General features: G+C 61.9%; 9 protein-coding genes and 1 pseudogene. 6 read left to right on the top strand and 4 right to left on the bottom strand.

Features of this window, described 5'->3' with window-relative positions; all coding sequences use genetic code 11:
• The first annotated feature begins 132 nt into the window (after positions 1-132).
• From H9K75_RS15795 to H9K75_RS15785, 3 genes are all read left to right on the top strand, one after another.
• Entirely contained in the window at positions 133-669 is a 537-nt protein-coding gene (locus H9K75_RS15795; RefSeq protein WP_187723348.1) for a hypothetical protein, read from the top strand.
• A 223-nt stretch (positions 670-892) separates the two neighbouring features.
• Positions 893-2,128, top strand: a complete 1,236-nt coding sequence (gene nhaA / locus H9K75_RS15790) for a Na+/H+ antiporter NhaA (protein ID WP_187723347.1) — start codon at positions 893-895, stop codon at positions 2,126-2,128.
• Between the two features lie 114 nt (positions 2,129-2,242).
• Positions 2,243-3,418: a GGDEF domain-containing protein gene (locus tag H9K75_RS15785; RefSeq protein ID WP_187723346.1), complete on the top strand. Its 1,176-nt coding sequence runs from the start codon at positions 2,243-2,245 to the stop codon at positions 3,416-3,418.
• Between the two features lie 107 nt (positions 3,419-3,525).
• Here the strand turns inward: H9K75_RS15785 and H9K75_RS15780 are convergent, their stop codons facing one another.
• The gene (locus H9K75_RS15780) at positions 3,526-3,708 is read right to left on the bottom strand and encodes a CsbD family protein (RefSeq protein WP_187723345.1); all 183 of its coding nucleotides are present in this window, start codon (positions 3,706-3,708) and stop codon (positions 3,526-3,528) included.
• A gap of 277 nt (positions 3,709-3,985) precedes the next feature.
• On the opposite strand from H9K75_RS15780, the gene hemE reads away from it, so the two are divergent.
• Positions 3,986-5,116 carry a uroporphyrinogen decarboxylase gene (gene hemE, locus H9K75_RS15775; RefSeq protein WP_187723344.1) on the top strand — a complete coding sequence of 377 codons (1,131 nt, stop codon included), beginning with the start codon at positions 3,986-3,988 and terminating at the stop codon, positions 5,114-5,116.
• Positions 5,117-5,823: 707 nt separating this feature from the next.
• On the top strand, positions 5,824-8,016 hold the full coding sequence (priA, locus tag H9K75_RS15770) for a replication restart helicase PriA (RefSeq protein WP_187723343.1): 2,193 nt from the start codon (positions 5,824-5,826) through the stop codon (positions 8,014-8,016).
• Positions 8,017-8,084: 68 nt separating this feature from the next.
• Here the strand turns inward: priA and H9K75_RS15765 are convergent, their stop codons facing one another.
• A complete protein-coding gene (locus H9K75_RS15765) occupies positions 8,085-9,290 on the bottom strand; it encodes a M48 family metalloprotease (RefSeq protein ID WP_187723342.1) in 1,206 nt (401 codons plus the stop codon).
• A gap of 409 nt (positions 9,291-9,699) precedes the next feature.
• Between H9K75_RS15765 and H9K75_RS15760 the strand changes: the two genes are divergently transcribed.
• Positions 9,700-10,842, top strand: a complete 1,143-nt coding sequence (locus H9K75_RS15760; RefSeq protein ID WP_187723341.1) for an asparaginase — start codon at positions 9,700-9,702, stop codon at positions 10,840-10,842.
• Positions 10,843-11,344: 502 nt separating this feature from the next.
• Here H9K75_RS15760 and H9K75_RS15755 read toward each other — a convergent pair.
• Positions 11,345-12,300: pseudogene (locus H9K75_RS15755) on the bottom strand (AEC family transporter).
• Between the two features lie 171 nt (positions 12,301-12,471).
• Positions 12,472-12,831, bottom strand: coding sequence for a hypothetical protein (locus H9K75_RS15750; protein WP_187723340.1), 360 nt, complete (start codon positions 12,829-12,831; stop codon positions 12,472-12,474).
• Positions 12,832-12,900: the final 69 nt, after the last annotated feature.

Below are 12,900 nucleotides of genomic sequence, written 5' to 3'. Positions count from 1 at the left end.
GCGTCCGGGGATACTGCATCCAATCCACACTCGGCGTCGCAGCGGCCGCGTCAAGCTCCGGATGAGTCACCAAGATGTGCCTCACTGAATCGAGTGGCCACTGCCCGCCCTGTAGCGCACAGGAGGTGGGCCATGCTTGCAACGACTTCATCGCACAACCCGATTCGCCAACCATCGCATCGTGGCCGGAATCTGCTGCTGGCCTTTGCTCTGGCAAGCCTGGCGATCGCCGGTTTCGTACTGCCCTTCGTGTGGGACGTGCTTGCCGCCATCGACAACATGCCGAAGATGCAATGGCTGCAGCCATTGCTGTCGGCCTCGCCGGTGCTCAGCTGGTTCATGATGTTTGTCTGGGGCGCGAGCATTCCGCTGATGCTGCTGTTCATGCTTCATCAGGCCCCGGCGCATCGCATCCGCAACGGCTTTGTGGTGCTGGTGCTGATGTTCATTGCCGTCACCTGGTATGTGCACATGCCGCCAGCGTACCGCTGCGATGTGCTCTATCCACAGGCAGAACTGGCATGCAGCGCGCTCAAATGGGGCTTCAGCACCAGCCTTGGTCTCGCAACGGCGGCCTATGTGTTCGCGGTGTTCGTGGTGGCGTTTTCTTCCGTCGGCTTTCTTGCGCAGAGCCTCTCCGACAAGCCCTCGGAAGCGAATCGCGCCTGAGTTGAAAGATCACGGCTGCGACGAATTCTCGCGTCGATTCCTGGCAGCGAGAACAGGGGCTTTGCGACAGGCAAGGCCCTGTTTCACTTAAAATATCATCCGGGTGCTCGTGGCGCATAGGCGCGCCGGAGCAGGTTTTTGCAGTGCTGGTCGGGCCGCCAGCGCAACCGAAGAATGCGCGGATTGCTTCGCGTGCGCGCATTCAAAAAAACCTGCTCGACACATGACACAGACCTCTTCTCACTGCGGGCCTGCCGCGCCGCTTTCCTTTGCCCATCGCTGCACCGCACGCATAGCGCGCCTCATCCATTCAGACGCCGCTGGCGGCGTGATGCTGTTGCTCGCGGCTGCCGCTGCGCTGGCGTGGGCGAACTCACCCGCGCAGGACTCCTACCATGCACTCTGGCACGCCACGCTCGGCGTTTCGCTGGGCGCGTGGGAGTTTGTGCAGAGCGCGCACTTCTGGGTCAACGACGTACTCATGACCGTGTTCTTTCTCGTCGTCGGCATGGAGATCCGGCGCGAACTGCACAGCGGCGCGCTCGCCGAGCCCCGACAGGCGCTGCTTCCGATGATGGCGGCATTGGGCGGCGTGGCCGTACCCGCGCTGGTCTATGTCGCGCTCGTTCCTGCGGGCGAACTGCTGCGCGGCTGGGCCATCCCCACGGCCACCGACATCGCGTTCGCGGTGGGCGTGCTCGCACTGCTCGGTCGCGGCATGCCACCCGCACTGCGCGTCTTCCTGCTCACGCTCGCGATCATCGACGACCTGATTGCCGTGCTGATCATCGCGCTGTTCTATTCGGGTGGACTGCAGTGGAGCATGCTGCTGATCGCCGCACTCGGCCTGCTCGGGGTGTTCTGCATGCAGGCGCTCGGCATACGCCGCGCGTGGTTCTATGTGCTGCCCGGAGCCGTGCTGTGGTGGGGCATCTGGCAGACCGGCGCGCACCCCACGCTGGCAGGCGTGGTGCTGGGCCTCGTCACTCCCGTGCAAATGCTTCAGGGTCGTGAAAGCGCAGCGCCGGTTGATCGCGTGGCCTGCTCGCTGCATCCCTGGGTGACGTTCGGCATCATGCCGCTGTTCGCACTGGCCAACGCCGGCGTCACCTTGCAGTCCGCTCCGTCAAACGCTCTCGATGCGAGCAGCGCCGTCGTGACTGCTGCCATAGCCGCTGCGCTGCTGCTGGGCAAGCCCGCTGGCGTGATGCTGATGAGCTGGCTCGCGGTGCAATCCAGGCTCTGCGCATTGCCCCCACACATGCGCTGGTCGCACATGCTGCTCGCAGGTTTGCTGTCGGGCATTGGCTTCACCATGTCGATCTTCATCGGCACGCTGGCCTTTGCCGACGCAGCGCTGCTGAACGCCGCCAAGCTCGGTGTGCTGGCAGCTTCGGCCAGCGCCGCAATCGCCGGATTGATCTGGGGTCTGCGCATCAAGGGCGCGCGTCGATGCTGAATCGGTAGACCGTCCAGTCGGGGCCCAGGCAGCAACTGAAAATAAACAGTAGACTTCAAAAAACATTTTGTTTCGATGCAGCCACTTCAGCCAGACTTTCTCACCGCCTTCGGCATGACCGCGCTTGCAGCGTTCACCGTGTCCTGGGTGATGTGGATGCTGGGTCGACAGCACTGGCGTCAGGGCATATCGCAAGCGGTTTTAAGTGCAGCACTGTTCGGCGTTGCCTATCTTTTCTTCGCGTTGCAGAGCATGCTCGCCACGGTCGAACTGCAGGTTGCGTCCAAGACCTTCATCAGCGCTGCCATGGCCGCCTTCACCGTGGCCCTGCAACGCTTTCGGCAAAGCACGGACGTCACGCGCGATAGCATCACCGTCTTCGCCCCGTTGCTGGGGTCGCTCGCACTCGCCGTGATGTATGTGCCGCAAGACCTCGGCACGTTCAACCGCCTGCAGACCCTCATCACGGTGTTGCAGACCGCCTATACCTTGATCGTCCTGCTACACATGCGTTTCCATACGCCTGGCGTGGGTTGGACATTGGTTACCGGCGCGGCCTGCGTGCAGATCGTCTCGATACTGCCACTCGCGTTCTCCAGTCATCGGCCGTCACCGGGCTTCGGGAGCGAAGCCCCGGTTGGCGCGCTACTCGCGATGTGGAGTGTCTGCCTCATGTTGTTTCTCAAGCTGATGGTGACCTCCACCGGTTTTTTGATCATGCTGCGCGACCGACAGGTTGCACTTGAACGGCATAGAGCTCAAATTGACCCGCTCACCCAACTGCCGAATCGCGCCGCCTTGGTGAGCGATCTGACCCGGGCACTCGATGCCGCCGCCAGCGCAGGAAAACCGCTATCCGTCATGATGCTGGACATTGACCATTTCAAGGGCTTCAACGACCAGCACGGCCACCTCGCGGGCGACCAGGTGCTCCGACTGGTGGCGCAGATCCTGCAACGGCAGACACGTGGCAACGACTTTGTGGCGCGCTACGGCGGCGAAGAATTCATCATCGTGCTGCCCGACACCAATGCACAGAAAGCGCTCGCCATGGCGCAACGGGTGTGCCGCGCGATCCGCACCACGCAGCTCACGCTCGCGTCGGGTGCCAAATTGAAAATCACCGTGAGCGCGGGGGTGCACGTCGGCGTGCCACACACGGGCGCGAGCTGGGAGTCCTTCGTCGCAGCCGCCGACGCGGCCATGTACGACGCCAAGCACAGCGGACGCGACCGCGTGGTGATTTCGACTTCGCCGCCTGGAAATCGCCGAGGAATGGTCGCAGCCTAAGGCTCGACTCATTCCTTTGCGACCTGCGCGTGCATTGAAAAGCAAAAGGCCAGCGAACAATCGCTGGCCTTTTGCTTGAAGCCTGAGAGAGGTTGATCTCTCTGGTGTTACTTCTTCACGACCTTCTCGACCTTGTTGGCGAGGTCGCCGGCGGCCGCTTCGGCCTTGCCTGCGTTCTTCTCGACATTGCCTTCGACCTGCATCTTGGTGTTGCCAACAGCCTTGCCGACAACTTCCTTCACTGCGCCCTTGGCTTCTTCCAGACGGCCGGTCACTTGTTCTTTCTTCATGGTCAATCTCCTCGCAATGGTTGGACAAACACAGCTTGGGTGCGCATTTGCGGAAGACACTCCGCAACGCCCCGGCAACTCGACGAGTTGTTGTGATTACTTTGCCCAATTGAGTACCCAACATCCATCGGAAAAGAGATAAGCCGCTTGTCAGCGCGCCGCCGACATGACTGTCATCAACCGGGGCCTGTTCAAGCATCGCACGGGGATTGCGTGAAGCCATATCTCGCCGGGAGATTCCGGCTATGACGCCGTCGCAGCCTGCGACAATCGCGGGATGAGCTTTCCAACCCTCTCCAACGACCAGTTTCTGCGTGCCTGCCGTCGTCAGGCCACCGAATACACACCCTTGTGGCTGATGCGTCAGGCTGGCCGCTATCTGCCGGAATACAAGGCGACGCGCGCCAAGGCGGGCAGCTTCATGGTCCTGGCCACGAACGTGGACTACGCGACCGAAGTCACTCTCCAGCCTCTGGAGCGGTTTGCGCTTGACGCGGCGATTTTGTTTTCCGACATCCTCACGGTACCCGACGCCATGGGTCTGGGGCTGTCGTTTGCCGAGGGCGAAGGCCCGCGCTTTGCCAAGGTGGTGCGCGACGAAGCCGCCGTGGCCCAGCTCGCCGTGCCGGACATGGACAAGCTGCGCTACGTGTTCGATGCCGTCACGAGCATTCGCCATGCGCTCAACGGCCGAGTGCCGCTGATTGGCTTCTCGGGCAGCCCCTGGACGCTCGCCTGCTACATGGTCGAGGGCAAGGGCAGCGACGACTATCGGCTCGTCAAGTCCCTGATGTACTCGCGCCCGGACCTGATGCACCGCATTCTCGAAGTCAATGCCGACAGCGTGGCCGCGTATCTGAACGCCCAGATCGACGCCGGTGCGCAGGCCGTGATGATTTTCGACAGTTGGGGTGGCGTGCTGGCCGATGGCGCGTTTCAGGAATTCAGCCTGGCCTACACCAGGCGCGTGCTGGCGCAGCTAAAGCGCACAGGTGCCGATAGCGCCGACGTCCCGCGCATCGTGTTCACCAAGGGCGGCGGCATCTGGATCGAAGACATGAAGCCGCTGGACTGCGAAGTGCTGGGGCTCGACTGGACGACCAACCTCGGCAAGGCGCGCGCCATCGTCGGCGGCGAGGTGGGCGGACCGGGCAAGGCACTGCAGGGCAATATCGATCCGAACGTGCTGTTTGCGCCGCCCGAGAAAATCGCGGTGCAGGTGAAACACGTGCTGGAGAGTTTTGGTGCTCCGCACACCGACGCGAGCACGACCGGCCCTACGCACATCTTCAATCTGGGCCACGGCATCAGCCAGTTCACGCCACCGGAGCATGTGGCCGCCCTGGTCGAGACCGTGCATGGCCACTCTCGCGCCATGCGCCAAGTGCCAAAGTCAAAGGCAGCCTGATGTGCGTGGGTGGACGGGGGCTTGGGTGCTCCCGGTCAGCCACTTATGCACAAATTGCGTAGAGCGAAATCATTCGGACGTTTTGTTACATCAAACTTGCCTTGGGTCAAGTTCAAAATAACAGATTTTTCTTAAGTAATTGATTTAAAACGGATTTCCACCGCCGTGAATGCGTAGTTCAGAAAAGTGGATATCGGCCATGTTCGCCATATGCCGCAAGGGCTTGGGGGACGATATCAACAAAGTTATCCACAGACATTTGAAGTTCAGGCCGTTTCCCGCTGAAAATCAATCACTTAGCGCTCAAACCGCAAGCAAAATCCCGATTCATCTGCCCCATCTACCACAATTTTCACGCGTCGATTGCTCTTGACAACGCAGTTGTACACATGCTGGAAGGAGCGGGAAGCAGGATGAAGCGGCTTGCGGCTCACACCGGCAGGATCACGGTAGCGCGGCATAAATCATTGATTTTTTTGAATATTTCCAACAGACCCATGAAATTTTGCGTTTTGTTGATTGGAGCCTTGACACACTCGACGGAAAAACGCTGATCAGAAGTTAACAAAGTTATCCACAGAGTTGACTTTCAATGCGGAAAATTCGGTGGTTTCTGCGAATGGCGCTTGAAAAAAGCGCATGATCGGTCGCCACATTTGCGGCTCACCCGACGCCTACTTCCCAACCCGTTTTGCCTTCACGGCCCCATGAGCACCGCGTCAGTCAACGATTCCTCGCTCCCTCCCGTCACGAAGCCCGCCAGCCACTGGCTCTGGGTCGCCGTGTCCACTCCTGCGCACAGCAGCGTGTCGGAGCCGCTGTCGTACCTGAGCGATGCGCCCATTGCACCTGGAACCCTGGTGCGCGTGCCGCTGGGTCGGCGCGAGGTTCTCGGCGTGGTTTGGGACGCCCCGCCCGACGGCGCCGTGCCTGATCTGCCCGAAGGGGTGACGCCGCGCTCCATTGCGGGCGTACTACAGGGCGTGGCACCACTCGACGCCAGTTGGCGCCGGCTCACGGCATTCACCGCACGCTATTACCAGCGCGCGTTGGGCGAGGTGGCGCTGGCCGCGCTGCCGCCGCAACTGCGGGATCTGACGCCCGAACAAATGGCCCGGCGTATCCAGCGCAAGACCAGGAAAAAGAAGGACATGGCAGGGGTTGCGTCCGCCGCGATACACCCGACTCCAGCGCCCGTTGCGCTGTCTGACGAGCAACGTCGGGCGACGCTGCAAATCGAGGCCGAGGACGGCCCGTTTCTGCTCTTCGGCGCAACCGGCAGTGGCAAGACCGAGGTCTATCTGCACAGCGTGCAGCGCGCGCTGGAAGCCGACCCGCGCGCGCAGGTGCTGGTCATGGTGCCGGAAATCAATCTCACGCCGCAACTCGAGGCGCGCTTTCTGGAGCGCTTCGCACCCGTCTACGGTGACGAGGCCGTGGTCTCCATGCACAGTGGCATGACCTCCGCGCAGCGGCTCAAGAGCTGGCTGGCCGCTCACACGGGCGAGGCGCGCATCGTGCTCGGCACGCGCATGGCGGTGTTCGCGAGCATGCCGCAGCTCGCGCTGATCGTTGTCGACGAGGAGCATGACGCAAGTTACAAGCAACAGGAAGGCGCACGCTACTCCGCGCGCGATCTGGCCGTGTGGCGTGGGCGCGAGCAACAGGCCAAGGTGATTCTTGGCAGCGCAACCCCGTCGCTTGAAAGCTGGCACGCCAGCCGTTCGCCAAGCACCGATGATCCGCACGGCGGGCGCTATCTGCGCCTGCATATGCCGAGCCGCATCGGCGCTGCGGAGCTGCCCCGCGTGCGTCTGGTCGACATGGGCCAGCAGCCACGCGGCGCAGTGTTTTCGCCGCCACTTTTGCAGGCGATCACGGAACGTGTCGAGCGCGGCGAACAATGCCTTGTGCTGCTCAACCGACGCGGCTTCGCGCCGGTACTGCATTGCAAGGACTGCGGCTGGAAAAGCGATTGCCCGCATTGCAGCGCGCACCAGGTGTTCCACAAGATCGACCGCACGCTGCGCTGCCACCACTGTGGCTTCACGCAGCGCGTGCCGCATGCCTGCCCGAGTTGCGGCAACGTGGACATCTCGCCCTTGGGACGCGGCACCGAGCAACTCGAAGAGCAACTGGCCGAGCTGCTGCGCAATGTGATCACACCGCAGCGGCGAGCCGCACGCGTGGCGCGCATCGATGCCGACACCACCAAAGCCAAGGGCGCGCTCGAGGAACAGCTCGCCGCCGTGCACAGCGGCGAAATCGATGTGCTGGTGGGCACGCAGATGGTAGCCAAGGGACATGATTTTCGGCGCATCACGCTGGTGGCGGCGGTGCAGCCCGACGGAGCCCTGTTCAGCAGCGATTTCCGTGCACCCGAACGCCTCTTCGCGCTGCTCATGCAGGCCGCGGGCCGCGCCGGTCGCGATGCCGACTACATCGCCGAGCAAGGCGGCAATCCGCCGGAAATGTGGATCCAGACCTGGCATCCCGAGCACAGTCTGTACACCTCGCTGCGCCGGCACGACTACCCGCGTTTCGCAGCCGAGCAACTACAGGAACGCGCCGACGCCGGCATGCCGCCGTTTGCCTACCAAGCCCTGGTGCGCGCCGACGCCCGGACGCAGGAAGCCGCGCAGGCCTTTCTGACCGCCGTGAGCGAGCGGGCCCGCGAGGCGCAGTTGCCCGGTCTCGATCACGTCTTCCTGTTCCCGCCCGTACCCATGGCCGTGCAGCGCGTAGCCAACGTGGAGCGCGCGCAGATGCTCATCGAAAGCGCACACCGTGGCGCGCTTCAGCACTTTCTCGCGGCGTGGCAATCGGTGCTGCATGCCGAGCGCGCGAATCACAAGGCCGTGATTCGCTGGCTCGTGGACGTGGACCCGCAGGCCATTTAGCAAGCAATCCTCCGCACTCGCTGCGCAAGACTGCACAACGCGATCCCCGTGCGTTGTGTGAACAGGCCCTAATCAGCCTCTTCCTCATCCGCCTTGCAGCCTGCGGGCAGGGCCTTCTGGATTCTTTTGCCCTCGCCGTAGCAATGCCACTGAACCTTGCCTTCGAGTTCGGATGGCACGAGCACGAAGTTGCCGAGCTTGGTCTGCTTGGTCAGGCTCATGCGCGTTGCGTCGTATTCAAAGCCCGCTGCCTGCGCGGCGGAGATGCCTGCGTCCTCCAGCGAATCAGGGACTTCTTCCTTGCTGACGTAATACTCGCCCAGCGCCGTGCGGGCGGCGGTCGAGTTGGCCCATTCGCTGGTCAGTTCGGCACGGCCCTGGTATTCCTGATACGCGGGCAGTGCAGCCGCCGCAAGCATGCCGATGATCGCGATGATCATCATCAAAAGGACGAGCCCACCTGCGCCGCCGCCGAAGCGTCCGGCGTAGGGAATGAAGAGCGCGAACAGATACGAGAACGGGTTGCGACCCGGCATCTTGATGTCCGGGTTGAGCACGCGCGCCACGCGCTTGGTGAGCCATGGATAGCCGCTGATCAGCTCATGCAGGTCCGGGAAGAAACCACGGTTCGTCATGGTCTGGCGTGCATAGTCCGCAAGGTTCACCAGACGCCACTTGTCCGAGCCCGCAGCCAGCACGATCAACGCCCGCGCGGCCACGTCGGAAGTGGCGCAACAGGCGCGGCCATGCATGTCGCAGGTGTACTCCTTGGCGCGCGAATAGGCGGCGCCGAGCAGTGGCAGCCACAGCACCGGCGCGCGCCAGATGTGGCCGGTCAGATGCCCCTGCTTGATGTGGCCCAGTTCATGACCAAAGTAGAAATTCACGCCGTCGGGCAGATCGTTCATCGCATCCACGGTATCCGAGAGCACGATCACGAATTCGCGGCCGAGAAAGCGGGTCGCAAAGGCGTTCATCATGCCGTCGCCCTGCAGCAGATAAGCCTCGGGCGGCTCCTTGATACCGAGCTTTTCGCAGCAGCCCAGGTACTGGCTGTACAACTCCGGCAATTGCTGGTCCGACAGCCGCACGCCGGTGCCGCGCAGCCAGGCGATCAACGCGGACTGCGCGAACAGATAGCCGATGAAGGCAAACAGCACGTAGATCAACGCCACGCCGAGCGTGCCCAAAATCAACAGAATCCAGACGATGATGCCCAGCACCAGCGTGATCGTTCCCAAAGTTTTCTCGCGTGGATAAACCAGCTTGTCCATGACGCTCCCTCTCGTTTCGTCGTTTTCACCAAGATGTCCACCATTCTGCTCAGGGCTGTGTGACAACTCAATATGGATTTGATAGCAAATAACAATCACCCACTCGGCCTCCATGCGCTCCTAATGAAATGATGTATTTCATAGATTTCACAGATGCCGCAATGACGTTTTGCCACCACACCACCTACGCCGCACGGGGTCTTCACCCCGGCAACTCGTGCATGCCCGTTCAACGAACGCCACTTCAGTCAGGGTATGCCCTGATGCGTTGACATCACCGCGTAGCGCATCGTGCGATGCTCGCGGCGCGCAGCCCACAAGGCTCGCTCGATGAACGAATGAATGGACCAATCAATCAATCGCTCCATCGATCAGCGCCTCGACCGTTCTTTCTTTATCTGGAGCAAACATGGTTGTTATCCAAGCGTTTCGCAAATCCGTCGCCGCCACCGCGCTGGCCGTCACCGTTCTGAGCGGCTTCACCGCCCTGCCCACGATCAGCTTCGCGCAGGACGCGTCATCGTCCGCCGCTGCTGCCGCCGCAGCAAAGGCCTCTGCCGCGGCCAAGCCCAATGTGGTCGTGCTGGCAACCGGCGGTACCATCGCCGGAGCCGGTGCCTCGGCCACGAACAGCGCTACCTATACCGCCGCCAAGGTGCCGGTCGACAAACTGCTGGCCGGATTGCCCGAGCTTGCCAACGTCGCCAACGTCAAGGGCGAACAGGTCTTCCAGATCGCCTCCGAGAGCTTCACCAACGACAACCTGCTCACGCTCGCCAAGCGCGTGTCGGCACTCGCCAAGCAATCGGACGTGGATGGCATCGTCATCACGCACGGCACGGACACGCTTGCCGAAACCGCCTATTTCCTGAGCCTGACCGTCAAGACCGACAAGCCCATCGTCGTCGTCGGCTCCATGCGCCCAGGCACCGCATTGTCCGCCGATGGTGCGCTGAATCTGATCAACGCCGTGAGCGTCGCCGGGGCCAAGGACTCCCGGGGCAAGGGCGTGTTCGTCACGATGAATGATGAAATCCAGACCGCGCGCGACGTGAACAAGGACATCAACATCAAGACCGGCGCTTTCACCAGCCAATGGGGCCCGCTCGGCATGGTCGTTGAAGGCAAGAACTACTGGTTCCGCGCACCCGCCAAGCGCCATACCACGCAGTCCGAATTCGACATCGACGGCATCGACAAGCTGCCGCAGGTGGACATCGTCTATGCCTACGGCAACGTGCAACCCACGGCGGTCAACGCGCTGGTCGATGCCGGCGCTAAGGCCATCGTGCACGCCGGCACGGGCAACGGCTCGGTCGCAGACCGCATGGTCAAGCCGCTGCAGGACGCGCGCGGCAAGGGCGTGCTGATCGTGCGCTCTTCGCGCGTGCCGTATGGCTTCGTGCTGCGCAACGCGGAGCAGCCTGACGACAAGTACGACTGGGTGGTGGCGCATGACATGCGGCCTGAGAAGGCTCGAATCCTGACGATGCTGGCTTTGACCAAAGGGACGGATACGAAGCAGCTTCAGCGGATGTTCTGGGAGTATTGAAGCGTTGGCCCCCTTCATCCGCCTCGTTTCCCTGGGGTGAAGTTGGGCTGTTTATGCGATTGCTGGGGTGGTTTTTCCCGGGGCCGGTACTGCCCCGGCGGGGCAGTACCTTTTGCTGGCGCGCAAAAGGCACCAAAAAGCGCTTTTAATACCTGCGGCAGAACTCGCTACGCGCTTGCGCGCTTCGCTCGGACAACCGCCGCAAGTCAGTTTGAAGAGGAGCATTCGGCACGTCGCTGCGCTCGTGAGCATCTCGCGACTTCGCGAGATGCAGTAGGCACGAGCATAGCGATGTGCCGAGCGCACCTCCCCGTATTCCACTGACTCGCGGTGATGTCCGAATGCAGCGCGCCAGCGCGAAATGAGTTTCACCGCGTGACTTCCAAGCGCATTTTTGATTACTTTTTGGGCGCACCAAAAAGTGATTGCCCCGCCGGGGGCAGTCCCGGCCTCGGGAAAACACGCCACAGCAAACAACCAAAAAAAAGAAAGAGCCCCTCTCTCAAACCATCACCCCCACCGCAACAGAAAACGTCACAAACGCCAACCCCGTCGAAACCAGAATAATCCGCGCAATCCTCCCCCATGCGCCCCAAACCGCTCCACCAGCAACGCGACATTGCTGGCGCTCGGCAGCGCCGCCAACAGCACCAGTACGGTAAGCGTGAACGGCGAGATCTGGGCTCCCATGGCGATGGCCGCTTTCGCCACGCACCACACGAGCAGTGGATGGATCAGCAGCTTGGCGAGCGCCAGAGGCACGTACTGGCCGGGCGGCACATATTCGTGCTCGTTCATTTGCGACCGGGCAAGCACGGCGCCGATGGTGAACAGCGCCACCGGGGAAGCGGCTGCGGCCAGCATCGCCAAAGTCTTGTCGACGGGCGCAGGAAGCGTCCAACCCGAGGCGGACGCCACACCGCCGAGCACGATCGACCATGGCATGGGATTGGTGAGCATGCCGCGCATCGAGTTGCGCAGCGCGGTCGACACGCCGTGCACGCCCGCCACGTCCAGGCGCGAGATCGCGATGCACAGCGACGTGGTGATGATCATGTCGATCGCCATCGTCAGGATCACCGGGCCGGCGCTTTGCTCTCCCAGCAAGGCCACGAGCAGCGGAACGCCCATGAAACCGGTATTGGGAAAGGCGGTCACCAGCGCGCCGAAGGCGGCGTCATTCCAGCCGATGCGTCCGCCGCGCCGCGTCAACGCCACGGTCACGGCCACCATGATGAGCGCGCACAGCAGATAGACACCGGCCACGGCAGGGTCGAGCAGTTGCGAAATCGGCGTCTGCGCGCCAAAGCGGTACAGCATGCACGGCAGCGCAAAGTACAACACGAAGGTGTTCAGTCCGCTGATGGCGGACAGCGCAAGCACCTGGGTCCGCGTGGCCAGAAAGCCGCACAGCACCAGGGCGAAGAACGGAAAGGTAATGGAGAAGACCGAGAGCACGATGCGGTGGATTGTCTTCGCAATCAATCTCCAGGCAAGAAGGAGCGAACGAACGAACGAAAAAAGAAAACCCGCATTGCGCGGGTTCACAAAATGCCGACTCGTGCGCTCGGCGCACATGATCGATCACCTATTCGAGATCGTCATCGGCGGCGGCGACATCGCGCCAGATCAGACGGCCAGGTTCTGCTCCACGTCCTGGGTCTTGCGGCGTGCCAGCGCCAGATTGGCCTTGGCCTTGTCCAGTACCAGATAGACGAACAGGCCGTCGTGCTTTTGCAGAGGACGAATGATGTGATAGGCCTTGCCGAGCGTGATCAAAATGTCGTCGATACGATCATTCAGGTTCAGCGACTTCATCGTCTTGAGCTTGGCACGGACCACTTCGGTGTTGCCCGCAGCCGCCAGTTCCAGGTCAACGCCGGAGCCGATGCTGCCCAGCAACATGCCGCTGCCGCTGTCCACGACAGCAGCGCACATTGCGCCGTCGATGGCCATCAGTTGGGAAAGGGATTCTTGAATGCTTGCCATGTGTTTTACCTCTTTGGTATTCAGGTGTTGGATGCGTGGATATCGCAGGAAATGAAAGAATCATGCGCG

It is taken from the genome of Diaphorobacter aerolatus (assembly GCF_014489535.1).
In the GTDB taxonomy this organism is placed as follows: Bacteria; Pseudomonadota; Gammaproteobacteria; order Burkholderiales; family Burkholderiaceae_C; genus Diaphorobacter_A; species Diaphorobacter_A aerolatus.
This window is presented reverse-complemented; position numbering and strand designations above follow the sequence as displayed.